Here is a 25,728-nt window from a genome sequence, read left to right on the forward strand (position 1 = left end):
GCGTCAAAGCAATATTGCTACGCGACGGTACAAAATTATGGCCGGTGCCTGTGGCTCGCAGGCCACAGTAAAAAGCGGCCGGGACAAATGTCCCGGCCAGGGGTTCGCAGGAGGAACCTCGTTGGACCCTGCCGCCCCCATTTTTAGGACGGAGGAGAGAGCCGCGGCGGCAGGATCCTGTTTCGTCAATAATTATAGGCGCGCTCGCCATGCTCGCCGAGGTCGAGCCCTTCGCGTTCGATCTCTGGGGTGACGCGGCCGCCGGTTACGGCCTTGGCGATGGAAAAGGCGATCGCCGAACCCACGCCCGACCAGACGATGGCGACCAGCACCGACTTGATCTGGATCCAGAGCTGGGCGCCGAGGACATAATCGTCGCCTGCCGGGCCGCCGAGCGCGGGCAGCATCGTTACTGCCGTCAGTACCGAACCGATGAGGCCGCCGAGGCCATGGATGCCGAACACGTCGAGCGAGTCATCGAAACCGAGCCGCGGTTTCGCCTTCATCACGAACCAGCAGCACAGGACGCCCGCGATGGCACCCAGCAGGATCGCGCCGAACGGACCCGAATTGCCCGCAGCAGGGGTCACGGCGACCAGCCCGGCGATCGCGCCCGAACAAGCCCCGAGCAGCGAGCCCTTGTGGCCGAGTGCGCGTTCGGTGAGCATCCAGAACAGGACCCCGGCGGCGGTGGCGGTGAAGGTGTTGATCAGCGCCAGGCCGGCGGTGCCATTGGCTTCGAGTGCCGAGCCGGCGTTGAAGCCGAACCAGCCCACCCAGAGGAGCCCGGTACCGATCAGCGTCATCGTCAGCGAATGCGGCGCCATGATTTCCTTTTGATAGCCGGTGCGCTTGCCGATGATGAAGCAGCCGACCAGGGCGGCGATACCGGCGTTGATGTGGACGACGGTGCCGCCCGCAAAGTCGAGCGCCCCCCAGCCGAAGATCAGCCCGGTCGAGGCATCGTCGCCGCCGAGATACCAGACCATATGGGCGATCGGGTAGTAAACGAGGGTGAGCCAGATGATGGCAAAGACCATCACCGCCGAAAATTTCATCCGCTCGACCAGTCCGCCAAGCACCAGCGCGACGGTGATTGCCGAGAAGGTCATCTGAAAGGCGATGAACACGAACTCGGGAATAACCACCCCGTCGGTGAAGGTCGCGACATTGCTGTCGGCGGTGATCCCGGCGAGGAAATACTTGCCCGCGCTGATGAACTGGTTCGCGTCGCCGCCAAAGGCCAGGCCATAGCCGAACATCACCCACATGATCATCGCGAGCGCGGCAACGGCCAAAATCTGCGTCAGGACCGACGCCATATTCTTGGTGCGGACGAGGCCGCCATAGAAAAGCGCGAGGCCCGGCACGATCATCGCCATGACGAGCACGGTCGAGACCATCATCCATGCGGTGTCCCCCTTGTCGGGCGTTGGCGTGGCGGCCTCCGCCACGGCGGGTGCCGCGTCCTGCGCCCAGGCAGGCAGCGCCGCGAACAACGCAAGGCCGACGGCCCCCGCGCTGGACGCCATCTTGTTTGCGAACGTCATATTGTCCCCCTTTGTCATTAGAGCGCCGCCTCGCCGGTTTCGCCGGTGCGGATCCGCACGGCCTGTTCGACGGCGAGAACGAAGATCTTGCCGTCGCCGATCGAGCCGGTTCCCGCGCTTTGCTGGAGTGTTTCGACGACCCGCGATGCGAGCGCGTCGTCGCAGACGAGTTCGATTTTCACCTTTGGAACCATGTTGGTCGCATATTCGGCGCCGCGATAGATTTCGGTCTGTCCCTTTTGCCGCCCGAAACCCTTGACCTCGGTAACGGTCATGCCGGCGATGCCGAGCGCAGTGAGCGCTTCGCGGACCTCGTCGAGCTTGAACGGTTTGATGATAGCCAGGATCAGCTTCATGATGCCCCCTTTTGCTTGTGGCATCATGTTGCAGTGCAACAGCTATGCCAGATTGCTATCCGAGGGTAATTTTTGATATTTTGTGAAGCTGAGGCGTATGCTCGCGACAGATTTGGTCTGAATCTTGGGCAGCGGTCGGGCGTCTATGCCTAAATTTTGTGCATGGGCTCCGGCGCGAACGACGCGGGGCGTCGGGCTGGGTGTCGGGCTTTATGCGGCGTGCCGATGGTGCGTTGTCAGACGGGCTTGAAGCGCGCCCAGATCGGCAGGTGGTCCGATGCGCGTGCCGCCAGCGCGCTGCGATGCACCCCGGCCTCGATCGGCTCGAGATGGTGCGACGCGAAAATGCGGTCGAGCCGCGCGACGGGCTTTCGGCTGTGGAAGCTGTGGCCGGTATCGACGAGCCGGTGCTTTTCGCCGAAATCGGCGAGGCAGCCGCCAGTCGCGCGCCATTCGTTGCAGTCACCCATCAATATGGTCGGAAGCTCTTCGCCCTCGGCCACATGGCCCAGAATAGCGCGCGCCTGATGCCGACGGCGCAGCCCGGAAATGTCGAGATGCATGCCAACGACGCGCAGGCGCGTATCGCCGATGCGGATCGTCGCGGCGACCGCCCCGCGCGGTTCCAGCGTCGGCAGGTGCAGCGCGTGGCTTTCCTCCACCTCTGCGCCCTTGCGGACGAGGAGCGCATTGCCGTGCCAGCCGATGCTGAGCGGCCGGTTGTCGAGCGCCACCGGGACATAATCGCTATGTTCCTCGAGCATATGGGGCGGGATGGCGCTTGCCCGCGTGCCGAAACGCCGGTCGGCTTCCTGCAGCGCGACGATATCGGCGTCGAGTTCGCCGAGCACCGACAGCACCCGCCCCGGATCGCGGCGGCGATCGAGGCCAATGCCCTTGCGCATATTATAGGAGGCGACCTTGATCATGGCTGAGAGGGGTATGTCCGGTTCGTCGTCTGTTTCATGTCGATCCGCCAGAGATGGGGATGCATTCAGCCTACGTCAAATTCGGCCAGCAGATCGCGGGCTTCGGCGATATCCTCGTCGAGGACCATGATGCGTACGGGGATCATCAATCCGACACTTTCGGCGATGTTCATCCCCGCATCAAAGCACACCGCGTGAACCCCCGCGCTTTCCAGCCGGCCGCGCAGCAGTTCGGCCTCTGCGCCATTGGGCAGGCGGATCAGCTCGACGAGCGCCATCAGCCGGGCTCGCCCGCGATGAACCGGTCGGTGGGGCGGGTCGGCAGGCCGTCGATGCTGCGGTTGCGCTCGCGGAACTTTTCGACCCAGAGGGCGGGGTCGGATTGGCGGTGATATTTTTGAAGTGTTTCACGTTCCTGGTTGAGGTCCATCATCGGTACGCCCCAGCCACAGCTGGTCTGGACGCTGTCGACCTCGATCACGAAAATCTGGCGCGTGCCGGGGAGCAGCGTGAAATGCGTCGCCAATGCCTCCCATTCGGCATCTTGTGGCAGGATCGGACGCCCCCGGCCGTAGATGCGCAGGATCAGCGCGCTGCGGTCGAAGGCGCAGAACATCAGGGTGATGCGGCCGTCGGCGGCCAGATGCGCGTGGGTTTCGTTCCCCGACCCGCCAAGGTCGAGATAGGCGACCCGATCCTCCCCCAGCACCCGAAAACTGTCCGCATACCCCTTGGGTGACAGGTTGATGCGCCCTTCCGCCGCCGCGGTGGCGGTGAAGAACACGGGCTGCCGTTCGATGAAAGCGATGTGCTTGTCGGTCAACCTGTCGGTGAATTCGGCCATGTTATGCTCCGCCGGACAAACAATAGGCCGTGGCCTATCACCATTTGCTGCCCTCTTCTATCGCGGTCGCTTCGTCGGGGCGGCTGGTTCGGCCAAGCGCGGCGTTGCGATGCGGAAAACGGCCGAAGCGATCGATGATGTCGAAATGCTTCTGTGCATAGGGCAGCGCCTCCGGGTCGGCGAGCTGGCCCATCAGGCGCAGCGATTCGCGCTGATCGGCGATATCCTCGCTATGCTCGAAGGGCAGATAGGCGAACATGCGGCGGGCGTCGTCCCAATCGCGATCCCAGCCGCGTTCGACGATCCCGCGTGCGACGGCGCGCGCCAGGCTGTCGGTCGCAAAGGCGTCGGCGTGACCGCGAAAGATATTGCGCGGCACCTGGTCGAACAGGATCACCGCGGCGAGGGCGGTGTCGGAATCGCCAAGGAAGCTTTCGGGCGGCTGGGAGCGCAGCGCCGCGAGCCAGTCGCCCGCGAGCGCGCGCACCGCATCGTCGAATGCGTCGCCCCCGCCATACCAGTCGTCGCGGCCGTGCGCGTCGAACCAGAAAGTCAGCAGCCGCCGCGCCCAATCGGGCGGCGGGGCCGCCGGGGTTGCTTCGTCGTCATGATCGGTCATGCCGATCACTTTACCGCAGCGGTATCGACCTTGCGATAAGGAATGAAGTCGCCGAGCGAGACAAAGCCGCTGTAAAAGCCCGACGCCCGGTCGCGCAGTTCGACGGTGTCGATGCTGCACAGTTGATTGGTCGTCAGCTTCGTCACCAGAATATCGTCATCATCAAGCGATTCGGCGCCGCCGCGCGGACGGTTGACCCACAAGGTCCCGCCGCTGCGATAGACGATCGCGGTGCCGTCGATGATCGTCGAGTTGTTGACTGTCGACATCGGGATACAGCTGCGCGGCTCGCCCGCCACGCGGCCTTCGAGCATTTTTGCGAGCCGGGCTTCGGGTTCAAGCTTTTCCTTGGCGGCGGCGGGCGATGACGCGAGCGCCGCTGCGGCGAGAGCGGTTGCGATAAATGAACGCATGTCAGACTCCTAAAAACAATCCGAACAGAGCCTCCCTGAAGCGGCGCCCTTATCACCCTGGTGGTGAACCGAAGCTGACCGGCGGGTCAGCAGGCACCATCGGGCAGCGGAATGCCGAGCGGCCCTTTGCATTTTTTCTTCTTTGCGGGCTCGGCAGGCGTCGCGCCGCCGGTGCCACTGCCCCCCATGCCGCCGAAATCGGCGCCGATCATCAGCATGGTATGCGAGCGAAAGCGTATCTTGGCCGTCCAATCGATGGCCCAGGGGGCATTGCCCGCCGGTTTTGGTGGATAGGCGAAACTGGCCTCGGGTCCGAAGGCGTTCAGATTGCCCAGCATCAGATCGCCCGACGCCTTTTTCACCTCGGCGGGAATCTGACAGCTCGTCTGGGCCGGGGGCATGACGACTTTCTGCGTGACCAGTTTTGCGACCGTCGCCGGCGGCAGCCAGTCCCACAGTCCGCCGCCGAACTCGCGCGCGTTGCTGCTGGTCCACCACACCATGTCGCCGCCCGCGCCGCCGCGATCCATGCCGCCGAACGCCCAGGCGACATAGCCGGTAGCGGGGGCGAGCTGGTTCCAGCGGACCATCACCGACCCGTCGGCCTGCGCCGCGGTTGAGGCGTTGAGCGCGGGCATATAATCCTGTGCCAGGGTGAAGCTGATGTCGGGGCCGACATTGCCCGCGATGCGGTGCGCACCGAGCAACGACGATCCCGCCGGCGGCTGTTTCGACGATTTGCTGTTCGGCCACCCGGCATAGCTTTTGCTGTTCGCGGTCGTCACCTCGCGCACGCGCGGCACGGTGGTGGTGAACAGGTTGGGCGGCATTTGCCCCGCAGCGATCTTGGCAAAGTCGATCACCACCGGCTGACCGGGGCCCGCCTTTGCGCCGCAGCCCCAGAACAGCAACAGCCGCCCCTTGGGCCGCTCGACATTCTGGGGCATTTCATTGCCTTCTTCGCGCGGTTGCCACTTGCCCGGTTCGGGGCCCAGCAGGGGCACCGACTTTCCAAGCTTTGCCTGAGGTTCGAAAAAATGATCGGCGCGAACCGGGGGGCTGTTCGGCGCCTGGATCGACCCCAGCCGCATGTCGAGGCTGTACGCGACCTTGCCGTCGGGGCCGCCGCCGAACATCATGCCCAGTGCACTGCCCATGCCGCGCCCACCGGCCGCCATCGCGGCAAAACCCGACGCGGTCGCGACGTCCATTTCATATCGCTCGGTCGGGCCGCTGCTTTTCTGCGCCGCGCCCGGAACGGCGGCCAGCGCGGCTGCAACCGCAGCCATGGAAACGAAACGCAAGGTCGAACGCATGCCAATCCTCCCTGTTGCCGGGGGCGATGCCCGGCGGATGATGCGGCCCGAATCTTTTGCTTTGGTCTATGCGCCTATACGCTGACGTGGCGAACCCGCCAAGCCAATGACGCCGGTCACAACCGCCCGGCGATCCCGGCGCCGAAGGCGCCCGGACCGGGGGCAATGGATCGGAGCCGGGGCTGAGCGTTCAGGCGGTCCCGCCGACGGTCAGCCCGCTGACCAGCAGGGTCGGCTGGCCGACGCCCGCGGGGACGCTCTGGCCGCCCTTGCCGCAGATGCCGATGCCTTCGTCGATCGCCATGTCGTTGCCGATGCCCGTCACCTTGGTGAGCACGCTTGGCCCGTCGCCGATCAGCGTCGCGCCCTTGATCGGATCGCCGAGCTTTCCATTCTCGATCTTATAGGCCTCGGTGCAGGAAAAGACGAACTTGCCCGACACGATATCGACCTGTCCGCCGCCAAAACTCTTGGCAAAAATGCCATTTTTGACGCGGCTCAACAATTCGGCCGGATCGTCGCTGCCGCCCTTCATGAACGTATTGGTCATGCGCGGCATGGGGGCGTGGGCAAAGCTTTCGCGGCGGCCGTTGCCGGTGGGTTCGACCCCCATCAGCCGCGCGTTCAGACGATCCTGCATATAGGCTTTGAGGATGCCGTCCTCGATCAGCACGGTTTCGCCGGTCGGGGTGCCTTCATCGTCGATCGACAGCGAGCCGCGGCGGCCGCCGCCGACCGGGCTTTCGAGGCTGCCGTCGTCGACCACGGTGACGCCGGCCGCCGCGACGCGCTCGCCGATACGGCCTGAAAAGGCGCTGGTGCCCTTGCGGTTGAAATCGCCCTCGAGCCCATGCCCGACGGCTTCGTGGAGCAGCACGCCGGGCCAGCCGGGGCCGAGAAGCACTGTCATCTCGCCCGCAGGCGCGTCAACGGCACGCAGATTGACGAGCGCCTGGGATAGCGCCTCGTCGATCGCGCGGTTCCACTGCGCTTCCTCGAACAGGTGATCGTACATGTAGCGGCCGCCAAGACCGAAATAGCCGCTTTCGCGGCGGCCATTCTCTTCGACCACGATGCTGACGTTCAGGCGGACGAGCGGACGGATGTCGGTCGCGAGGAAACCATCGGCGCGCACGATTTCGACAACCGACCAGCTGCCGGCCAGGCTGACCGACACCTGGACAATGCGCGGGTCGCGCGCGCGGGCGGCGGCATCGACCTGCTGACATAGCGCGACCTTCTTGGCGAAGGGCACGAGGTCGAGCGGGTTGGCCTCGTCATAAAGGTGACGGTTGGTGCGCGCGGGTGCCGCCGCGGGAGGCTGGGTCGCGGGGTCCAGGAGCGCCAGCGTTTCGGCAGCGCGGCGGATGGCGCCCGCGCTGATGTCGCTGGCGTGCGCAAAGCCCGTCATCTCGCCCGACACGGCGCGGAGCCCGAAGCCCGCGTCGGTCGAATAGTCGGCGGTCTTGAGCCGTCCGTCGTCGAACCCGAAGCTCTCGGTCGCGCGATATTGCAGATAAAGCTCTCCATCGTCGGCGCGTGCCAACGCCTCACGCGCCAGCTTTTGCGCCAGATCGGGGTCGAGCGCGTCGGCGCGGTAGAGAAAGCGGCGGGGGTCGGTGGGGCTTGTCATGGCGACGATATAGGCATGCGGGGGCGCGTGCGCAAAGGGCGCATCGTCATCGTCGGCCGTTTGGGAGTCTGATCGCGCGCCTTGCGCAAGGGGCGGTGGTGATCGTCGCGGTCGAAGCGTGTCCGACCGGCGGCGGGCGATCAGCTATGGTCGGCGACGCCGCCGACCAGAATGAAGCGGCGGTCGCAATAGCCGCAGTCGGCAAAGCCTTCTTCCGGATCGATTTCCAGCCAGACGCGCGGATGGCCAAGCGCCGCATCGGCGAGACCGTCACCGGTGCCGTCGCAGGCAATGCGGGTCTTGGGTGTGCGGATCGTTTCGGGGGCGGGCTGGGTCATGAGGGGCGCCCATAGCAAGCGTCCGGCCCCTCGGCAATCGGCTCTGCGCATCTGCGCGAAAGGAAATGGCGAAGGGCGGTGGAGAGCATGACGGCACCGGCGGACATCGCCCGTCGGGGATGCCCGTGGTCCCCGGTGCCGTCCTCTCCCACCAGAGCCGGTCAAAGATAGTTGAGGGTGATCGAAAAACTGCCGCTATAATCGCCGGGTGCCTGGTTTGCGTTCACTTCCAGCGTCGCACCGACGGGGAAGTTGTAATTGCCAAGCGCCGAGGAAATGCGGAAGCGAGTCGGCGAGGTCGATAAAATCGCGGTCGGAGTGCTGCCGATTTCGAAGGTCCGCACGCGCATCCGTTGCCCCGGCCCGGTAATCCAGATGCTGTTCGACCCGAGCGAGATATTGACCTGGCGGTTATAGCTGCCGAGACCGGCGAAGCGGGCGGGCGCGCCATTGTTGCCGGCCAGCGTGACCCCGCCGGTGCTGCTGCGCGATCCGTCGGGGGCGAGGCGCACCGTCCCAGCGCTTCCCGACGCAATGATGTCGCCGAAATCGAGATCGTTGACCCTGAAGAAGCTCAGCGGGCGAAGCACGATGGCTTCAGCCTCGGCCGAGGTGGGTGTCGGGGTCTGGGCGGTGGCCGGCGAAGCCGCAGCGCCGGTCATGGCACAGGCGGCGAGGCCGCTCAGCAAAAGCTGTCGGTAGATCATGTGTCTGGTCCTCACCGTCGCGGCAATAGCGGTAAGGCCCCAAAATAGGATTAACGGCGCGAGGCGGCGGTCGGTGTTCGCCCCTCTTTCGCCGCGCGGGACGCGCCGCTATGGAATGGGAATGACCGAAGCCGCCATCCGTATCGACGCCGTTTCCAAAATCTATGCGGGAGGCAAGCAGGCGCTCGACAATGTCAGCTTCGATGTGCCGCGCGGCCAGATTTTCGGGCTTCTGGGCCCGAATGGCGCGGGCAAGTCGACGCTGATCAATATTCTGGCAGGGCTGGTCAACAAGACGAGCGGGGCGGCCAGCATCTGGGGTTTCGACATCGATGGCGATCCCCGTAATGCCAAATATTCGATCGGCATCGTTCCACAGGAAATCGTCTTTGACCCCTTCTTCACGCCCTATGAAACGCTCGAGAATCAGGCGGGGCTTTATGGCGTGCCCAAGGACAAGCGGATTTCGGACGCGCTGCTCGCCGCGGTCCATCTGTCGGACAAGCGCGATGCCTATGCCCGTACCCTGTCGGGCGGGATGAAGCGTCGCCTGCTGGTGGCCAAGGCAATGGTCCATTCGCCGCCGATCATCGTCCTCGACGAGCCGACGGCGGGGGTCGACATCGAGCTTCGCCAACAGCTTTGGGAATATGTGCAAAGCCTCAACGATCGCGGCGTTACCGTCGTGCTGACGACCCATTATCTCGAAGAGGCCGAGCAATTGTGCGACCGCATCGCGATCATCAACCATGGCAAGCTGATCGCGAACAAGCCGACGCGCGAGCTGGTCGATATGGCGCGCGAGAAGATCGTTGTCGTGACGCTCGATCAGGACGTCACCGTGCTGCCCGCGCATCCCGCGTTCGACAAGGTCGAGCGTGAAGGCGAACGCGGCCTTGCGATCAGCTATAACAAGGATCGGATGAACGCGGGCGAGGTGCTGGCCGCCGTCAATGCGATGGGCCACCATATCGTCGATGTATCGACCCGCGAGGCCGATCTGGAGGATGTGTTCCTGAACCTGACGCGCCGCGCCGCCTGATCGTCAGCGCCGGTAACGCGCGAAAAATTTCCACATCGCCGCATTGTCGGCAATCCATTCGTGACCGCCGCCGCGCACGATATGGCCGATGACGCGCGCGCCGCGGCGGCAGCGGGAATAGCGGCTTTCCTCGGTCGTGGACGTGGTTTCCACCCTTTTGGGGCCGCTGCGGCAACCGCCAAGCTGAGCCCAGCGGGCCAGCGCGGCGTCCATGGGATATTGCCAATAGCCCGCGCCCCCGCCCTCGACCGGATTGACGCTGTCCTTGTCGCCGGCAAAGGCGAGCACCGGCATAGCGTGCGTCGGGCGGCAGGTCGCGGGATCGGGACGGCGCGGATCGCTGGCGAGAGGATTGCCCGCGCGCAGGCCGACCACCGGCGCGATCGCGGCGAAGCGGTCCGCCGCGACGCAGCCGAGCCATGATGTCATGCGCCCGCCACCCGAGAGGCCGGTGGCATAGACGCGCCGCCGGTCAGCGCAGCCCTGGTCGGCGAGCCAGCCGATCGCGCCGGTCAGAAAGGCGACATCGTCGGCGTCGGCGGCGGTGGGGATCGCGCCGGTGATCGTCGGCACGCCCGGAATGTTCCAGACGAAACCGCGGTCGACCGGGATGCCGCCATCGGGCGCGGCCACAAGAAAGCCATAGCGGTCGGCGGTTGCGGCCAGCCCCGAACGTTCGAGCATCGCGGCACCATTGCCACCGCTGCCGTGGAGCAGAAAGACGAGCGCCAGGGGTTTTCCGGGGCGGGCGTTGGCCGGGATATGGACCAGCATCGACCGTCCGGTGGTGCCGATCGCTATGCGCTGTGCGGTGCCGTTCGCGCCGATGTCGCAGCGCGGCGCGGCGAGCGCCTGCCCTGACGCGGCAAGTGCCGCGATGCCCAGCGCGAGACGGATTGCGGTACGCATGCGGGTCATGCCCTTCTTTCCAATTGGGCGACGACGCCGAAATGATCCGATGGATAATCCTCGCCGACCGGTTGGTCGCCGATGATGCGGGCATCGCGGACGGCAAAGGCGCCGGGCTCCACGAAAATATGGTCGATCACGCGCGGCGCGTGCCCCTGTGCCGGGTTGAGTGTCGTGGTGGCTGCACCAGGCGGCAGGGCGGAGGCAAAGCGCGGCGACAGGTCGGCGAGGCCGGGATCGTCGAGCGGCGCGTTGAAGTCGCCCATCAACAGTGTCGGCACCCCGTCGCCGGGCAGCCAGCCGAGCAGGTCGGCGACCTGGCGCGCGCGCACCGCGCCGGCCTCCGGCTGCCAGGCGAGGTGGGTGGCGACGATATCGACCGGACCCGCCGTACTTTGCACGCGCACGCGGATCGCGGTCCGATAATCGTCGAGTGGCTCCAGCTTGCGGCGCGCCACCTCTATCACCGGCAAGCGCGTCAATATGGCGTTGCCATAGCGCTTGGGCGCGCCCTCGGGTTCGGGGGCGACGAAATGGACCGTCGGATAGCCAAGGCTCGTGGCGATCGTATCGGCCTGGTTCGGCAGACCCTTTGCCGCATCCTGCAGCACTTCCTGCAGTGCGATGACGTCGGGGTCGGCGGCGCGCAGCGCGGCGGTCAGCAATTCGCGCCGTACCGGCCAGCGCCCGCCAGCGTCGTGCCAGATGTTGAAGGTCGCAACGCGCAGGGGCTTAGTTGTGGCCGGGGCCACATCCGGCAGGCCGCGAGCGCACGCTGCGACTGGCAAGGCGGCGAGTGCGGCGAGCAACGAACGGCGATCAACTTTCCCTTTATGCGTCACGACGAAATCCCTCTGTCGGGGGCCGCGAATCCCCCTGTCGCGCGGAGCCGCGCTGTGTAACAGAGGCGCCATGAATGAAACCGATATTATCATCGTCGGCTCCGGCGCGGCCGGCCTGACCGCGGCGATCAGCCTGGCCGACCATTGCAAGGTGCTGGTGCTTGCCAAGGGCAATCTGACCGGCGGGTCGACCGCCTGGGCGCAGGGCGGCATCGCGGCGGTGCTCGACGCGGGCGATACGTTCGAAAATCATATCGATGACACGATGGTCGCGGGGGCCGGACTCAACCGGCGCGAGACGGTCGAGTTTGTGGTCGAAAATGCTCCGCGCGCGATCGAGCGGCTGGTCGCGATGGGGGTCCCCTTCAATATGGAAGCGGGGGCGTTGCATCTGACGCGCGAAGGCGGCCATTCGCACCGCCGTATCGTCCATGTCGATGACGCAACCGGCTGGGCGGTGCAGGCCGCGCTGCTCAAGACAGCCGAAGCGCATCCGAATATCACGCTGTTGCCCGGACAGGCGTGCATCGACCTGATCACCGGGCGGCATGAGGAACGCTATTCCGGATCGGGGCGTGTCTGGGGGGTCTATGCCCTCGACGAGGCGACGGGAGAGGTTCATACCCATGTCGGCCGCGCGACGATCCTCGCCAGCGGCGGCGCGGGGCGCGTCTATCAGTTTTCGACCGCCCCGCGCGGTGCGACGGGCGACGGCATCGCGATGGCATGGCGTGCCGGCGCGCGCGTTTCCAACATGGAGATGATGCAGTTCCACCCGACCTGCCTTTATAATCTGGACGTCAAGAACTTCCTGATTACCGAGGCGGTGCGGGGTGAGGGCGGGTTGCTGCGGCATCCTGTCACCGGCCACCGCTATATGCCCGATTATGACCCGCGTGCCGAACTGGCGCCGCGCGACATCGTGGCGCGCGCCAACGACGACCAGATCAAGCGCTTCGGGCTCGATTATGTCCATCTCGACATCAGTCACAAGGACCCCGAATTCGTCGCGGGCCATTTTCCGAATATCCATGAAAAATTGCTGTCACTGGGCATCGACATGACGCGCCAGCCGATCCCGGTGGTGCCGGCGCAGCATTATACCTGCGGCGGGGTGCTGATCGACCTTGACGGGCGGACCGACCTGCCCGGCCTTTATGCGGCAGGCGAAGTCACCGAAAGCGGGTTGCACGGCGCGAACCGTCTGGCGTCAAACAGTCTGCTCGAATGTTTCGTGTTCGGCGAGGCGGCGGCGCGCCACATCATCGAAAGCTGGGACGATCTGGACGTTCCGCCCGCGATCCGGCCGTGGGACGAAAGCCGCGTCACCGATTCGGACGAAGAGGTGGTGATCAAGCAGAACTGGACCGAGATCCGCCGCTTCATGTGGAATTATGTCGGGATCGTGCGTACGACCAAAAGGCTGGAACGTGCGCAGCACCGGATCAAGATGCTGACCGACGAGGTTGGCGATTATTACGGCCATTTCCGGGTGACGACCGACCTGATCGAGCTTCGCAACCTGCTCCAATGCGCCGAGCTGATCGTCCGCAGCGCGCTGCACAGAAAGGAAAGCCGCGGGCTGCATTCGACGCTCGACTATCCCGATCTGCTGCCGCAGGCTGTCGATACGGTGCTGGTGCCGTAAATGGCGCGGCAGCCGCATGATATGCGTCTGCCGCCCCCGCGCGTCTGGCTGTCCGAGGGCGAAGCACGCGGGGTCGACTGAGCCGATCCTGAGGACTATCCGTTCAGTATGCCGGGGCTCGACCTGCGGTTCGAGCGTCCGGTGACGATCGTCGTCGGCGAGAATGGCTCGGGCAAATCGACCCTTCTTGAGGCGAGCCCGCCGACGATGTTGATCATGCGCTGAATCCTTCGTTCAAAAAGCGTTCGGCGAGCGCGGCGTGCAGCGCGGCGCCGCGTGCCATCACCTTTTCGTCGAGTATCATGCGGTTCGAATGGAGGCCGCAGCAACTGCGCCAGTCGCTTCCTTCCTCGCTCGCGCCCAGCCAGAACATCGCCCCGGGCACCTTTTCGAGGACATAGGCGAAATCCTCTGCCCCCATCACCGGATTGTCCATGGTCAGCCACGCCGCTTCGCCGAAGGTTTGTTCGACGACGCGCTGGCCGAATGCGGCGGCGCGGCTGTCGCAGATGGTGACGGGAAAACCCTGCTCGATATGGACCTCGGCCGTGCAGCCATGCGCTTCGGCGATCGCGGGAACGAGACGCTGCAACTCGCGCGCCACCATCGCGCGGCGCTCGGGGGACAGGGTGCGGATGGTGCCGAGCATTTCTGCGGTTTCGGGGATGATGTTGTTCGTCGTGCCAGCCGCGATCTTCGCGATGGTGATGACGGCAGGGTCGAACACCGATATCCGCCGCGTTACCATCGTCTGGATCGCCGTCACGATGGCACAGGCGACGGGGATCGGGTCGATCGCATCCTGCGGCATCGAAGCATGGCCGCCCGCGCCCTTGATGCCGATCGAGAGGACATCGGACGAGGCAAGCAGCGGTCCCGCGCGCCCGGCGAAGATGCCGTGCGGGGCGTTCGGCATGATATGGAGGGCGAAGGCCGCGTCGGGCAGTGGATCGATCAGCCCGTCATCCAGCATGAAGCGCGCGCCGTGATGCCCCTCTTCGCCCGGTTGGAACATGAACATCACGGTGCCAGGCAGGCGGTCGCGTGCCGCGCACAGCAGCTTTGCCGCGCCGACCAGCATCGCGACATGGGTGTCATGGCCGCAGGCGTGCATCGCGCCCGTGGTCGCCGATGCGAAATCGAGCCCGGTGTCCTCGACGAGCGGCAGCGCATCCATGTCGCCGCGCAGCAGAACGGTGCGGCCATTGGCCGGGCCGCGCAGGATCGCAACGAGCCCGGTCGTCGACGGCCCCTCGCGAAATTCGAGTGGCAGCCCCGCGAGGGCGTCCTTGATCTTCGCAAGGGTTCGCGGGTTTTGCAGCCCCAGTTCGGGTTCGCGGTGGATGGCACGGCGCAGGGCCACCAGGTCGGGGAGCAGGGTTTCGGCCTCGGCGGGCCAGTGTTGCGTCGTCGCGATATTCATCAGGCCTCGTCTCTTGTTGCGATGTGCAGTTCGTTGATCTTGCCGCCGATCGCACTGGAAGTCGAGCGGCGAGCTAGGTCTGCGGGAGCTGGGTGCCGTGGGCAGCGCGGCGCAGCATGACGACGACGAGCAGCGCGGCCACAGGGATGGCATAGGTGCCGCTCGCCGGGATGCGCTTGCCGTTGGCGATCAGGAAGCTGAGCGCGATGAACCAGGTTCCGACGCGGTGCAGAATTCCCCATGTGCGCGGTCCCATGGCGCGTACTGCCGCATCGAACGAGGGCGCCGCCATCGCTGCAATGAAGGCATAGGCGATCGAACCGCTGATGATCGAGCCCGGTGTGGTGAGCCGCCAGAAGATCGACGGATCGATCCGATGCAGGGCGATGATCGCGGTGGCATGGATGAGGTGGGACAGGGCAAAAGCTAGCCCGAATTGACGCCGATTGCGGCGGAGCCAATATGTGAAAGGACGCGGCCACAGGCGTACCGTCGCCGACGCCGCAAAGGCGGCCAGAAAGCAGATGAGCGATGTGCGGGCGGTGGCGCGAATGACCAGGCGCGCTGCGTCGCTATCGCCGCCGTCCCACAGGAACAGCCCGCCTGACATGATGATTAGTGCCGCCGCAAGCAGCGCGAAAAGGGTCCAGCCTTCGATCCAGCGGGGCGTAAGGCGCATCACATCCTCCATTCAATACATAGGAATGCTAGGTATAACTTGCATACCTAGCAATGCAAAGGTAAATCGCGGTCATGACATCGGAGATGCTAAAGGGGCACCTTGACGCCATTTTGCTTGCCGTACTCGGCGCGGAAGCACTGCACGGCTATGCGATCATCGAGGCGATACGGACGCGAAGCGGCGGGCATTTCGACCTGCCCGAGGGAACGGTTTATCCGGCGCTGCACCGGCTGGAACAGGCGGGCCTGCTGGCCAGCCACTGGGTGCAGCCCGATAGCGGGCGCAAGCGGCGGGTTTATCAACTGACCGATCGGGGACGCGGGTCTCTGGTCGAGCGCCGCGACGGCTGGTCGCGCTTTGCGGAAGGGGTCGAGCGGTTGCTGGGCGCGCCTGCATGAATATCGCGGACTATCTCGACGAACTGGATCGGGCGCTCGCCTTTGACCCCGGCCTGTCGCGACGGGTCCGCCCCGAGATCGAATCGCATCTTCGGGAGGCTGCCGAAGTCGCGGGCGAAGCCGTCGCCATCCGCCGTTTCGGGGCGCCGTCCGACATCGCCCGGGCTTATGCTGAGGCGGGGCTTCCCGCGCGACTGCGCCGGGCGTGGTTCATCGCGGTGCTGTTGCTGGGGGTCACGTTCGTTTTGATGCGTCTTCGGACGCTGTGGCTTGATCTTCCTGTTGCTGCCGACCCGCTGACACTGATCGATCGTGGCGGACTGGTCGCCGCGCTGGCCTGTGTCCTGCTGGCGTGGGCGAGGCTGCGCCGCCTTCCGTCTCCGCCGACGCGAGTTGCGCCGTTGCTGCATGTCGCGTTGGGGTTGCTTGCCCTGTCAGTGGGCGCCAGCCTGCTACGCGCGGCGGAAGCTGTCCCATCAGGAGGGGCGGCGCCACTGCCGCTGATGGCGGCGAGTGCCGTCGCCGAACTGGCGCTTGTTGTGTTGTTGCTAGGCGAGCTTGGCCGCGCTGATCGTTACCGGCGCCGGGCAGCAGCGTGATCTGGCAATGAGGCTGACGAAGGCTAGCGCTTTCCCCCAAACAATTGCCGTCCGGCTAGATCGAGCATGATTTCCTCGCTGCCGCCGCCGATCGCGTTGACGCGAACCTCGCGGTAAATGCGTTCGACCTTGCTGCCGGTGATATAGCTTGCGCCGCCCAGAATTTGCGCCGCTTCGCGCGCGACATGCTCCAGCATCCGGGTCGCTTGTACCTTCAGCATCGCGAAATCGGCGGGGCGATCGTGCCCGGTCTTTACCTGCCAGGCGCAAAGGTCGACCCATGCCTGCGTCGCTTCGATCTGGCGTTCCATGTCGGCGAGCTTGATGCGGATCGACTGATGGCCGACGAGCGGCTTGCCAAAAGTCTCGCGCTGCTGCGCCCAGTCTGCTGCTTCGGCCATCGCCACACGGGCGTAGGCGCAGCAGCCCATCGCCATGCCGAGCCGCTCCGAATTGAAGTTGCGCATGATGCCGATGAAGCCGCCATTTTCCGGGCCGATCAGATTTGCCGCCGGAACGTGCACGTCGGTGAAATGGATGGCGGCGGTGTCGCTGCACCGCCAGCCCATCTTGTCGAGCCGGGTCCGCTCGACACCGTGGGCGTCCATTTCGACCAGCAGCAACGATATCCCCGCCGCGCCAGGGCCGCCGGTGCGCACCGCACAGGTCAGCCAGTCGGCGCGCATGCCGCTGGTGATGAACATCTTGCCACCGTTCACGACATAGTCGTCGCCATCCCGCACCGCGCGCGTCCGGATATTGGCGACGTCGCTGCCGCCGCCCGCCTCGGTGATGCCGAGCGCGATGATCCGCTCGCCGGCCAGGACCGGTGGCGCGATCCGCTGTTTCAAGTCATCGGAACCGAGCGCCAGGACCGGCGGCAAGCCGATGCCGTGGGTCATCAGCGAGGCGCCAAGGCCGCCCGCGCCAACCGCTGCGAGTTCTTCGGTCAGGACAAGGCTGTGGAAATTGTCGAAGCCTTCGCTGTGCCCGCCATATTGTTCGGGATAGCGAAGGCCCAGGATTCCCGCCCTGGCAGCCTTGCGATGAAGATCGCGGGGCAATTCGCCCTCCGCTTCCCAGCGGTCGATGTGCGGCGCGATCTCGCGCTCGACGAAACGGCGCACATTCCGGGCGAGCGCATCGTGCGTTTCGTCATAATAGGGCGAACGCATGCGCCAGTCGTCGAAAGCGGTCATGGCGCGATGCTGGGCACAGTTGACGTTAACGTCAAGAGGGTGCCGGACAGCGCCCGCCGACGCCCGTGAAACGGCATCGTTGCACTGTTGGCGGCGAAATGAAAATTTCGGCTCGATTTCCGCGCTGTGGCGCGTAAGGTCGCGCGCTATGAACAAGTCCTTTCTGCTCGCCGGCTTTGCCGCACTCGCCCTTGTCGCCAACCCCGTTGCGGCTCAATCCTCGCCAGAGGCCGCCGCCGAAGCCGCGTTGAAGCGCGCGCCGGTTTTCGACGGACATAATGACGTGCCCTGGGCGCTGCGTGACCGCGCGGACAATGTCATCAATGATTTCGATTTCCACGATACGAGCGATACCGCGACCAGCAACGATATCGCCATGCACACCGACCTTGTCCGCCTGCGCAAAGGACGGGTCGGGGCGCAATTCTGGTCGGTCTATGTCCCGTCGAACCCGAATGAACAGCTGGCGGTGCAGCAGACGATCGAACAGATTGACGTCATGCGCCGGCTGGCGGCCCGTTACCCAGCCGATCTGGCGCTCGCGGCCGATTCGGTCGAACTCGAACGCCAGATGAAGGCAGGCAAGATCGCGGGGATGCTGGGGATCGAGGGCGGCCATTCGATCGGCTCGTCGCTTGCGGTGCTGCGCGAAATGTACGGAATGGGCGTACGCTATATGACGCTGACCCACGGCAAGAACGTACCCTGGGCCGACAGCGCCACCGATGCGCCCGAACATGACGGGTTGACCGATTTCGGCCGACAGGTGGTCCGGGAAATGAACCGCATCGGGATGATCGTCGACCTCAGCCATGTGAGTGAAGCGACGATGAAGGATGCGCTCGAAACGGCGCGGGCGCCCGTGATGTTCAGCCATTCGGGGGTGCGCGCGATCAACGACCATCCGCGCAACGTCCCCGACAGCGTGCTGCCCGCGGTCAAGGCCAATGGCGGGATCGTGATGATTGTCTTTCTGCCGGCCTTCCTCGACCCCGCGGTGCGCGAACATGGGCTGGCACGCACGGCGCAGAAGGCACGAATCGATTCGCGGTTCGTCGGCAATCCGTCGGGTGCAGCGGCGGCCATGAAAGCGTGGGACGATGCGAACCCGGTGCCGGTCACGCACGTCGCCAAGGTCGCCGACCATATCGACCATCTGAAGCGGACGATCGGGGTCGACCATATCGGACTGGGCGGCGACTATGACGGCATGGGATCGGCGCCCGTCGGCATGGAGGATGTGTCCGGATATCCCGCGCTGTTCGCCGAACTCGCGCGTCGCGGATACAGTCAGGCCGACATGGAAAAGATCGCCAGCCGCAACATGATCCGGGTGCTGAAAGCGGTCGAGGCTTATGCCGCTAGCCAGAAGGGGCAGTCACCGATCGAAACGCCGGTCGCGAAATAGGCGGCGCACCCTGGCGCCATCCCCGGTCGCGGCGCGGCGGGGGATGGAGGGTGCTTCCTTGTTCGACGGGCGTACCTGCCCCGCGAGCGGCGCGTGTTCAGGGGCGCGGCGAATGTGGTGCGCGCCTCCGGTTTCCGAAGGGCCAGTCGATCGCGCCGCTTGCCCACAGCGCCCACCAGATGATCAACGGTTGCGCGGCGAGGCGTGGGCCGTGATACCACCAACTCAGCGTCTCTCCGCCGATCGCGATATCGGCGATCGCATGGTGGAAATTGGCGGGCCAGACGCATAGCGCATAGAGGGCAAGCGCCCAGCCGGCTGTCTTGCGCAGGTTCGGCAGCATCAGGCCTGCCGCGCCTGCGATTTCCGCTACACCGGTCAGCATCACGACCCATTCGGGCTGCGGCACCCATGGCGGGGTGATCGCCAGAAAGGGCCCGGGCGTCGCCAGATGGCGGTAGCCAGCATAGCCATAGGCAAGGGCCAGCAGGATGCGTAGCACGGGGCGAAGGCGCCCGGCGCAGTTTATCACCGGCCGATGGCTTCGATCATCGCCTCGATACTGACGAATTTCTCGCGCGGCGCGCCTTCGATGGCGGCTTGCACCTCTGCGGCTTCAATCCGGCGCCAGTCGCGGAAGGTCACGGGCGTCACGCCGCGGCTGTCCAGCAGGCGATCGAGGCCCGACCGTCCGGTCTTTCCGGTCCCGCGCGGGACATCCTCCAATATCAGCTCAGCGATCCGCGCGCCGTCGGGCTTGTTGGTGCCGATGGTTCCGGTGGGACCGCGCCGCGCCCAGCCGACGCAATAGAGTCCGGGCAGGATGCGCCCGTCGTCATTGGCGAAGCGTCCCCGTCCATGTTCATAGGGGACGCCTGGAATCGGGGGCGTCTGATAACCGATGCAACTGATGACGAGTCCGGCCTCTATCGCATAATGCTCGCCGGTGCCGTGGCTGCGCAGGTCCGCATCGAGCGCGGTCTTTTCGACGATGACACGCTGGACGCGGCCGCCGTTTTCTTCGCGTCCTTCGATCGCGACGGGCATTGCGAAGAAATCGAAATCGATCGTCACCGGTTTGGCGACCAGATTGGACGCGAAGTTTCGCAGGTGCGTCACCGATTTGCGCATGCCGGGTTCCAGCATCGCATCGTCGCCTTCGTCCGGCAGGTCGCCGGGATCGACGCGCGGGCTGGCGCGTTCGAGATGGCCCAGTTCGCCCAGTTCCTTGGGCGTCATCGCAATCTGGTGCGGGCCGCGGCGGCCGAGAATGTGGATATGGCGGACATTGCCCCCCGCCAATGCGTCGCGAGCGTGGGCGACGATGTCGCTGCCCCCGAATTCGGCAGGGGTCTTGGCCAGGATGCGCGCCACGTCGAGGGCGACATTGCCGTTGCCGATCACCGCGACGCCCGCCGCGTCGAGCGGCGGCGCGAGCCGCGCGAAATCGGGATGGCCGTTGTACCAGCCGACGAAGGCGGCGCTGCCGATCACGCCCGGCAGGTCGGCGCCCGGAATGGCGAGGGGGCGGTCATTGGGCGCGCCGGTCGCCAGCACGACCGCGTCGTAAAGGCCGGTCAGTTCCTCGATGCCGATATCGTCGCCCACCGCGACATGGCCGACAAAGCGGACATTGTCGGTCAGTGCGACGCCTTCGTAACGGCGCGAAACGGCCTTGATCGATTGGTGGTCGGGGGCGACGCCGGTACGAATCAACCCATAAGGAACGGGCAGGCGATCGATCACGTCGATGGCGATGTCATCCGCCTTTTGCAGTGCTTCGGCCGTGTAATAGCCCGCCGGACCAGATCCGACGATTGCGACATGACGCATCAGCCCACTCCTTGTCGGGCGCTCGCGCCGGGGCGCGGCTCCCTTGTTCTTTGCCTGTATGTCATTCCATGGCGGAACCGATGCTAGCGGCGAAATGCGGCAGGGCAAGCGGGCTTGTGTACGAGGCGCGCGCAATTCGCGGCAGCGGCCTTGACAGGATGCCGACGTAATCATATTGCGCCCGCCTCATTGCCCCGTCGTCTAATGGTAAGACTACGGATTCTGATTCCGTCTATTGAGGTTCGAATCCTCACGGGGCATCCAGCATTCACCAGTATCAGCGGCAAGAGCGCAAGGGGCGGGGCTTTTTGTGCCTCGGCGATCGTTGGGCGCGGTTTCGCTCATCGGCTGCCGGCCGTCGCTCAGTTCGGACGATGATGGCGATTCTTCCTTTTTCGAGGCAAGCCGATTTCATCGGGGTGTCATCAAAGCGGTTGACCGAGGCGGATCAAGGCTCGAAATTCAGGGCCTGTCGAATTGAGTTTTCCTCATAAAATCTGGAATGGGGCCGGACGAGGGCGGACAAGGAGGGTCTTGCGTTGCAGAATGTGTTGAGCCGTATCCGTATGGCCCATCCCGGATTGCCGAAGGGCGCGCGCCGGATCGCCGATTATGTGATCGAGCATGCGCAGGACGTGATGCAGATGTCGGTCACCGATCTCGCCGAGGCGACGAGTTCGAGCGAAGGCAGCGTCGTCAATTTCTGCAAGAAACTGGGCCTCTCCGGCTTTCAGCAGCTCAAGCTTGGCCTGGCGCAGGAATCGGTAAAGCCCGTACAGTTCATCCACGAGGATCTGGACGAAGGCGACGACATGGCCACCGTCTGCCGCAAGATATTCCATTCGGGTATCCAGGCCCTGAGCGATTCCTTGTCGGTTCTGGACCATCGCATGCTGGAACAGGCGGTCGCGGCGCTGCACGGCGCGAAACGTATTGAAATCTATGGCATTGGGTCTTCGGCACCGATCGCGGAAGATGCGCAGTACCGGATGCTGCGAATCGGTCTGGATGTGAAGGCGATTACCGACAGTCACGTCCAGGCGATCAGCGCGTCGCGCACCTCGCGGGATGTCGCCGTGCTGACCATTTCGCATTCGGGCGCTACGCACGAGACCGTTACGGCCACCAAGCTTGCCAAGGATGCCGGTGCCACGACCATTGCGATCACCAATTATGGCCGCTCGCCGATCCATGCTCACGCGGACCATGTCCTTTTTACGATGGCGCGGGAAACGCGTTTTCGGACCGAAGCGATGACAAGCCGGATCGCCCAGCTTTGTGTGGTCGACGCGCTGATCGCCGGGCTTGCACTCCAGGATTATGACCGATCGATCGCGGCGTTGCAGTCGACCTTCGACGTGCTGTCGGTCAAACGCTTCTGATAAGCGGCGCGACCGCCCGCCGATGTTGGGCCGGTGCGCGGACATCCAGGACGGGAAGATGCCCCCCGGGTCCAAGCAGGAGGGCGGCCATGCCGAGCCGCTGCGCGCCCGCCATGTCGGTCTCGGGATTGTCGCCGATCATCACCGCCCGTTCCATCGCCACCCCCAATTCATGACAGGCCCGCCGGTACAAATGGGGCGATGGCTTCCCCACGATGCGGAACGACAGATCGGGATCGCACGCCTGCAATGCCGCAAGCAGAGCGCCTGTCTCCGGAACCGGTCGTCCGCTGAGGCCGGGATGCGTGCGATCGCAGTTGGCCACCAGCATTGGCGCACCATCTTGTACCGCATGAAGGGCGCGCTGAAGCCGGTCGTAGGAAAAGCAGGTGTCGCGCATCAGAAGCACCATTTCTGGATCGTTCTCGACCGGCTTCAGCCCCATGTCGCTGGCGTGTCGGTGCATGGCGGGATTGCCGAGCAACAGGATTCGCCTCGCGCCGCCATGGGCGGCTTCGACAACGGTTTCATGCCCCGCGAGCAGAATGCGGCGGGGCATGATGTCGCACCCCTGTGCGTTCAGCATCGCGGCGAAGTGTGCAGGCATCTCGGTAGAATTGTTCGATACGATCGCTATTCTGTCCTGAAATTTCCTCAGGAACCGTACCGCGCCAGGCAGGAGTTGGTTGGAGAGCGCGATGCATCCGTCCCAGTCCAGCAAAACGGCCGCACTGCGTTCTATGATGTGATGGCTGTTTTCCGGCACAGCTTTGGAGTTGGACGAGAAAGGCATGTGTTGCCGGCTTATTGAATATTTCTCAGTTTCAAGTCAATGTAATGTATTGACGCTGAAAATGGTTCATTAAACTGTCATATGCACCTGTCAGTCGGCTCACCCATTCCGCCGCCGCTGATGGCCATGGGCCGCTCCGTCCCCGGCTGCACTGTGAGAGACGTCTGGTGAGCCACGTTCCCATATTTCGTGTCGGCATGACCGCCCTTGCGAGCCTTCTGCTCGGGTTGTGCCTCACGCTTGCGGGATGCGGCCCCTCCTCCGACGCAGGGGCGCGGGTGCTCAAAGTCGCCTTGATTCCGGCGGACGGCGGCACCGAAAGCGGCACGCGGGCAGATTTCGCTCCGGTCTTTGATGCAATGGGGCGCCACACCGGGTTGACGTTTGAACTGACCGTCGCCCAATCCTATGGCGCGGTCGTCGAGGCCCTATGCTCGGGCCAGACCGATATCGCGTTCGTCGGCCCCGTTACCTATGTTCAGGCGCAGCGGCGCGGATGCACCGATTTTCTGGCTGTCGCCGTCGATCGGGGACAATCGGTCTATTATTCCGCCTTGGTCGTGAGGGCAGCCTCCCCCATCCGGCAGGTCGCCGATCTCCGCGGAAAGCGCGTCGGTTTCGGCGACAGCAATTCGACCTCCTCCTTTATCGTACCGATCGACATGATCCGGAAAGCCGGTATCGACCCGACGCGCGACCTGGCGAGGGTCGCGCTCATCGGCAGTCATGCGAGCAGCCTGGCGGCCCTGATATCGGGACAGGTGGACGTAGCGGCTCTGTCGCTCGACAGCCTGGACAAGGCACTTGCGTCCAAAGTCGTGAAGGCAAGCGACATTCGCGTGATCGCCCGCAGTCAACCGATCCCATACCCGCCCTTCGTGATGCGGCGGAGCCTGGACGATGCAACCAAGCAGACGCTGCGCGTCGCCTTTGACGGCATCGCGCACATGCCCGGGATCGATCCCGCGCTGATACGGGGATATGGCGGCAAGCCGGTCGACGATTATCGGTCCGACTTCGATCCTCTCGCCTATGATGCGGTCGCGGAAATGGTCGACGGCGTTACACCCGATATGCGCGACGAGATTCTTGCGGCGGCGTCGCGGCGATGATCGAGCTTCGCGGTGTCGGGAAGCGTTTCGATGGCGCCGGAAAGATACTGGACAGCATCGACCTCTCGGTTCCGCGCGGCCAATTCTGTGTCGTGCTGGGGCCGTCGGGCGCTGGAAAATCAACCCTGCTCCGCCTGATCAACGGCCTGATCGCGCCCGATGTGGGGGCGATCCGGATCGACGGAGAGGTTTTGACGCGCGCGAACATGCGCCGGATACGAAGGCGCATCGGGATGGTTCACCAGCATTTCAATCTGACGCCGCGCCTGCGCGTCGCCGATAATGTGCTGGTCGGCGCCCTGCCTGCCCTGCCGCGCTGGCGCGCATTGTTGGGATTGCATGCGCGCGCGAGCAGGGAGCGGGCCTTGGCGCTCGCTGGCGTGGTCGGCCTGGATTGCGAGCAACTGGGGCGGCGCGCCGAAACGCTGTCGGGCGGTCAGCAACAGCGTGTCGGTATCGCGCGGGCTTTCATGCTGGAGCCGGACCTGGTGCTGGCGGACGAACCGGTGGCGAGTCTTGATCCTGCGCTCAGCATCAAGATCCTCGGTCTGATCCGCGATCAGGCCAGCCGCACGGGCAGCACGGTCGTCTGTAGCTTGCATCAGGTGGAGCTTGCGCGGGCCTTTGCCGACCGCATTGTCGGGCTGAACGGTGGGCGCATCGTCCTCGACGCCGCGCCGCAGTCGATTTCGGCCTCCGACATCGAAACCCTGTATCGAGGGTCCGGAGTTTCGCCCGTTGCCTGAAACGAGGCGCCGTGACACCGCGATTCGGACCGGCCTTCGCCGACGCGATTGGCTCTGGATCGGTTTGATCATCGTCTTGCTCGCTTGGACGGGCAAGCGCGTCGAGGTCGACCGGATCGCGGCCGAGAGCGGGCAGGCTGCGCTGGCCTTGGCGGGGTTGGCGGATGATTCGCACATGCTGGACGTCGCGGACCGCATCGGCCGGTCGATGATTCCGATCCAGCTGTCCGTGGTGACACCCGTCGATCGCATCCAGAATTTCGATCCGGAACGATTGCCGCTGTTCAGCCATCTCGAAACGCGCGAAACCGTCAGCGAACGGATCGATCCGCAAAGCCTGAAGCCGGTTCGCACCGCCGAACGGCGGGTCGTTCTGGTCGAACGCTATGGCTATCTGAGACAACTGCTCATCAAGGCGCTCGAAACGCTCGAAATAGCGGTGTGGGCGACCCTGATCGCCGCCGTCCTGTCGTTGCCCATGGCGCTTCTGGCCGCAAAACCGACCATGGATCACGGCGCCGTGCGCTGGTTGGTTCGCGGGATGCTCAGCATATTGCGCGCGATACCGGAACTGATCGGCGCCCTGCTGATGGTTCTGGTCTTCGGTTTCGGTCCGGCGGCCGGAGTGCTGGCGCTGGCACTGCACGGCACCGGGTTTCTCGGAAAATTCTATGCCGAGGATATGGAGAATGCGCCATCGGGGCCGCAGGAGGCGTTACGTGCAATCGGCGCGAACCGCCTGCTGTTGTTCCGTTACGCGATTCTGCCCCAGGTGCTGCCCCAGTTCGTCGCCTATACCGTGTATCTGCTCGATCGGAACTTTCGGATGGCGACCATGATCGGCCTGGTCGGCGCGGGGGGCATCGGTCAGGAATTGAAAGGGCGCTATGACATGTATGAATATCATCACGTCGCGACCATCATCCTGATCATCGTTGTGTCGGTGCTGCTGCTCGAATTGTTGTCGGCGCGCTTGCGCCGACGCCTGCTATGAACGAGAGCCGCGC

General features: G+C 64.7%; 29 protein-coding genes and 1 tRNA gene. 11 read left to right on the plus strand and 19 right to left on the minus strand.

Features of this window, described 5'->3' with window-relative positions:
* Window positions 1-185: 185 nt before the first annotated feature.
* The 11 genes from U0S50_RS10195 to U0S50_RS10245 form a co-directional block, all read right to left on the minus strand.
* The gene (locus U0S50_RS10195; RefSeq protein ID WP_322308660.1) at window positions 186-1,550 is read right to left on the minus strand and encodes an ammonium transporter; all 1,365 of its coding nucleotides are present in this window, start codon (window positions 1,548-1,550) and stop codon (window positions 186-188) included.
* Between the two features lie 17 nt (window positions 1,551-1,567).
* Entirely contained in the window at window positions 1,568-1,906 is a 339-nt protein-coding gene (locus tag U0S50_RS10200; RefSeq protein WP_322308661.1) for a P-II family nitrogen regulator, read from the minus strand.
* Between the two features lie 236 nt (window positions 1,907-2,142).
* Window positions 2,143-2,835, minus strand: coding sequence for an endonuclease/exonuclease/phosphatase family protein (locus U0S50_RS10205; protein WP_322308662.1), 693 nt, complete (start codon window positions 2,833-2,835; stop codon window positions 2,143-2,145).
* 65 nt (window positions 2,836-2,900) lie between these two features.
* Window positions 2,901-3,113 (minus strand): DUF2007 domain-containing protein, encoded by a 213-nt coding sequence (locus U0S50_RS10210; protein WP_322308663.1) that lies wholly within the window; start codon window positions 3,111-3,113, stop codon window positions 2,901-2,903.
* Window positions 3,113-3,679, minus strand: a complete 567-nt coding sequence (locus U0S50_RS10215; protein WP_322308664.1) for a pyridoxamine 5'-phosphate oxidase family protein — start codon at window positions 3,677-3,679, stop codon at window positions 3,113-3,115. Before U0S50_RS10215 ends, U0S50_RS10210 begins: the two co-directional genes overlap by 1 nt.
* 37 nt (window positions 3,680-3,716) lie before the next feature.
* Window positions 3,717-4,298, minus strand: coding sequence for a DUF924 family protein (locus U0S50_RS10220; RefSeq protein ID WP_322308665.1), 582 nt, complete (start codon window positions 4,296-4,298; stop codon window positions 3,717-3,719).
* A 5-nt stretch (window positions 4,299-4,303) separates the two neighbouring features.
* Window positions 4,304-4,711, minus strand: a complete 408-nt coding sequence (locus tag U0S50_RS10225) for a hypothetical protein (RefSeq protein ID WP_322308666.1) — start codon at window positions 4,709-4,711, stop codon at window positions 4,304-4,306.
* 86 nt (window positions 4,712-4,797) lie between these two features.
* Window positions 4,798-6,027 (minus strand): hypothetical protein, encoded by a 1,230-nt coding sequence (locus tag U0S50_RS10230; protein WP_322308667.1) that lies wholly within the window; start codon window positions 6,025-6,027, stop codon window positions 4,798-4,800.
* A gap of 190 nt (window positions 6,028-6,217) precedes the next feature.
* A complete protein-coding gene (tldD, locus tag U0S50_RS10235; protein WP_322308668.1) occupies window positions 6,218-7,660 on the minus strand; it encodes a metalloprotease TldD in 1,443 nt (480 codons plus the stop codon).
* A 140-nt stretch (window positions 7,661-7,800) separates the two neighbouring features.
* Window positions 7,801-7,998 carry a zinc-finger domain-containing protein gene (locus U0S50_RS10240; RefSeq protein ID WP_322308669.1) on the minus strand — a complete coding sequence of 66 codons (198 nt, stop codon included), beginning with the start codon at window positions 7,996-7,998 and terminating at the stop codon, window positions 7,801-7,803.
* Window positions 7,999-8,159: 161 nt separating this feature from the next.
* A complete protein-coding gene (locus U0S50_RS10245) occupies window positions 8,160-8,705 on the minus strand; it encodes a DUF4402 domain-containing protein (protein WP_322308670.1) in 546 nt (181 codons plus the stop codon).
* 121 nt (window positions 8,706-8,826) lie between these two features.
* On the opposite strand from U0S50_RS10245, the gene U0S50_RS10250 reads away from it, so the two are divergent.
* Complete coding sequence (locus U0S50_RS10250) at window positions 8,827-9,747, plus strand: ABC transporter ATP-binding protein (RefSeq protein WP_322308671.1); 921 nt, start codon at window positions 8,827-8,829, stop codon at window positions 9,745-9,747.
* Between the two features lie 3 nt (window positions 9,748-9,750).
* On the opposite strand, the gene U0S50_RS10255 is transcribed toward U0S50_RS10250, so the two are convergent.
* A complete protein-coding gene (locus U0S50_RS10255; RefSeq protein WP_322308672.1) occupies window positions 9,751-10,665 on the minus strand; it encodes an alpha/beta hydrolase family esterase in 915 nt (304 codons plus the stop codon).
* The gene (locus U0S50_RS10260; RefSeq protein ID WP_322308673.1) at window positions 10,662-11,498 is read right to left on the minus strand and encodes an endonuclease/exonuclease/phosphatase family protein; all 837 of its coding nucleotides are present in this window, start codon (window positions 11,496-11,498) and stop codon (window positions 10,662-10,664) included. Before U0S50_RS10260 ends, U0S50_RS10255 begins: the two co-directional genes overlap by 4 nt.
* Before the next feature lie 70 nt (window positions 11,499-11,568).
* On the opposite strand from U0S50_RS10260, the gene nadB reads away from it, so the two are divergent.
* A complete protein-coding gene (gene nadB, locus U0S50_RS10265) occupies window positions 11,569-13,146 on the plus strand; it encodes an L-aspartate oxidase (RefSeq protein WP_322308674.1) in 1,578 nt (525 codons plus the stop codon).
* 108 nt (window positions 13,147-13,254) lie between these two features.
* Window positions 13,255-13,371, plus strand: coding sequence for an ATP-binding protein (locus U0S50_RS10270; protein WP_322308675.1), 117 nt, complete (start codon window positions 13,255-13,257; stop codon window positions 13,369-13,371).
* Here U0S50_RS10270 and U0S50_RS10275 read toward each other — a convergent pair.
* Together U0S50_RS10275 and U0S50_RS10280 are read right to left on the minus strand one after the other, a co-directional pair.
* Window positions 13,361-14,569 carry a M20 family metallopeptidase gene (locus tag U0S50_RS10275; RefSeq protein ID WP_322308676.1) on the minus strand — a complete coding sequence of 403 codons (1,209 nt, stop codon included), beginning with the start codon at window positions 14,567-14,569 and terminating at the stop codon, window positions 13,361-13,363. The two genes, U0S50_RS10270 and U0S50_RS10275, sit on opposite strands and share 11 nt — an antisense overlap.
* Before the next feature lie 73 nt (window positions 14,570-14,642).
* On the minus strand, window positions 14,643-15,248 hold the full coding sequence (locus tag U0S50_RS10280; RefSeq protein WP_322308677.1) for a ferric reductase-like transmembrane domain-containing protein: 606 nt from the start codon (window positions 15,246-15,248) through the stop codon (window positions 14,643-14,645).
* Window positions 15,249-15,322: 74 nt separating this feature from the next.
* Here U0S50_RS10280 and U0S50_RS10285 point away from each other — a divergent pair, with 74 nt between their 5' ends.
* On the plus strand, window positions 15,323-15,649 hold the full coding sequence (locus U0S50_RS10285; RefSeq protein ID WP_322308678.1) for a PadR family transcriptional regulator: 327 nt from the start codon (window positions 15,323-15,325) through the stop codon (window positions 15,647-15,649).
* Window positions 15,646-16,248, plus strand: a complete 603-nt coding sequence (locus U0S50_RS10290; RefSeq protein ID WP_322308679.1) for an HAAS signaling domain-containing protein — start codon at window positions 15,646-15,648, stop codon at window positions 16,246-16,248. Before U0S50_RS10285 ends, U0S50_RS10290 begins: the two co-directional genes overlap by 4 nt.
* A gap of 23 nt (window positions 16,249-16,271) precedes the next feature.
* Here the strand turns inward: U0S50_RS10290 and U0S50_RS10295 are convergent, their stop codons facing one another.
* The gene (locus U0S50_RS10295; protein ID WP_322308680.1) at window positions 16,272-17,447 is read right to left on the minus strand and encodes an acyl-CoA dehydrogenase family protein; all 1,176 of its coding nucleotides are present in this window, start codon (window positions 17,445-17,447) and stop codon (window positions 16,272-16,274) included.
* A 148-nt stretch (window positions 17,448-17,595) separates the two neighbouring features.
* Here U0S50_RS10295 and U0S50_RS10300 point away from each other — a divergent pair, with 148 nt between their 5' ends.
* A complete protein-coding gene (locus U0S50_RS10300) occupies window positions 17,596-18,855 on the plus strand; it encodes a dipeptidase (protein ID WP_322308681.1) in 1,260 nt (419 codons plus the stop codon).
* 97 nt (window positions 18,856-18,952) lie between these two features.
* On the opposite strand, the gene U0S50_RS10305 is transcribed toward U0S50_RS10300, so the two are convergent.
* Window positions 18,953-19,357 carry a DoxX family protein gene (locus tag U0S50_RS10305; RefSeq protein WP_322308682.1) on the minus strand — a complete coding sequence of 135 codons (405 nt, stop codon included), beginning with the start codon at window positions 19,355-19,357 and terminating at the stop codon, window positions 18,953-18,955.
* A 26-nt stretch (window positions 19,358-19,383) separates the two neighbouring features.
* Window positions 19,384-20,688 (minus strand): FAD-dependent oxidoreductase, encoded by a 1,305-nt coding sequence (locus U0S50_RS10310; protein ID WP_322308683.1) that lies wholly within the window; start codon window positions 20,686-20,688, stop codon window positions 19,384-19,386.
* 190 nt (window positions 20,689-20,878) lie between these two features.
* Between U0S50_RS10310 and U0S50_RS10315 the strand changes: the two genes are divergently transcribed.
* Both U0S50_RS10315 and U0S50_RS10320 read left to right on the plus strand, forming a co-directional pair.
* Window positions 20,879-20,952: transfer RNA gene (locus U0S50_RS10315), tRNA-Gln, on the plus strand.
* A gap of 284 nt (window positions 20,953-21,236) precedes the next feature.
* Window positions 21,237-22,070 (plus strand): MurR/RpiR family transcriptional regulator, encoded by an 834-nt coding sequence (locus U0S50_RS10320; protein WP_322308724.1) that lies wholly within the window; start codon window positions 21,237-21,239, stop codon window positions 22,068-22,070.
* Here the strand turns inward: U0S50_RS10320 and U0S50_RS10325 are convergent.
* Entirely contained in the window at window positions 22,057-22,863 is an 807-nt protein-coding gene (locus U0S50_RS10325) for an HAD-IIA family hydrolase (RefSeq protein ID WP_322308684.1), read from the minus strand. The two genes, U0S50_RS10320 and U0S50_RS10325, sit on opposite strands and share 14 nt — an antisense overlap.
* Window positions 22,864-23,030: 167 nt before the next feature.
* Between U0S50_RS10325 and U0S50_RS10330 the strand changes: the two genes are divergently transcribed.
* The 3 genes from U0S50_RS10330 (at window position 23,031) to phnE (ending at window position 25,715) form a co-directional block, all read left to right on the plus strand.
* Window positions 23,031-23,975, plus strand: coding sequence for a phosphate/phosphite/phosphonate ABC transporter substrate-binding protein (locus U0S50_RS10330; protein WP_322308685.1), 945 nt, complete (start codon window positions 23,031-23,033; stop codon window positions 23,973-23,975).
* The gene (locus tag U0S50_RS10335; protein ID WP_322308686.1) at window positions 23,972-24,721 is read left to right on the plus strand and encodes a phosphonate ABC transporter ATP-binding protein; all 750 of its coding nucleotides are present in this window, start codon (window positions 23,972-23,974) and stop codon (window positions 24,719-24,721) included. Before U0S50_RS10330 ends, U0S50_RS10335 begins: the two co-directional genes overlap by 4 nt.
* A 64-nt stretch (window positions 24,722-24,785) precedes the next feature.
* On the plus strand, window positions 24,786-25,715 hold the full coding sequence (gene phnE, locus U0S50_RS10340) for a phosphonate ABC transporter, permease protein PhnE (protein ID WP_322308687.1): 930 nt from the start codon (window positions 24,786-24,788) through the stop codon (window positions 25,713-25,715).
* Window positions 25,716-25,728: the final 13 nt, after the last annotated feature.

The sequence above is a fragment of the Sphingopyxis sp. genome, assembly GCF_034380315.1.
In the GTDB taxonomy this organism is placed as follows: Bacteria; Pseudomonadota; Alphaproteobacteria; order Sphingomonadales; family Sphingomonadaceae; genus Sphingopyxis.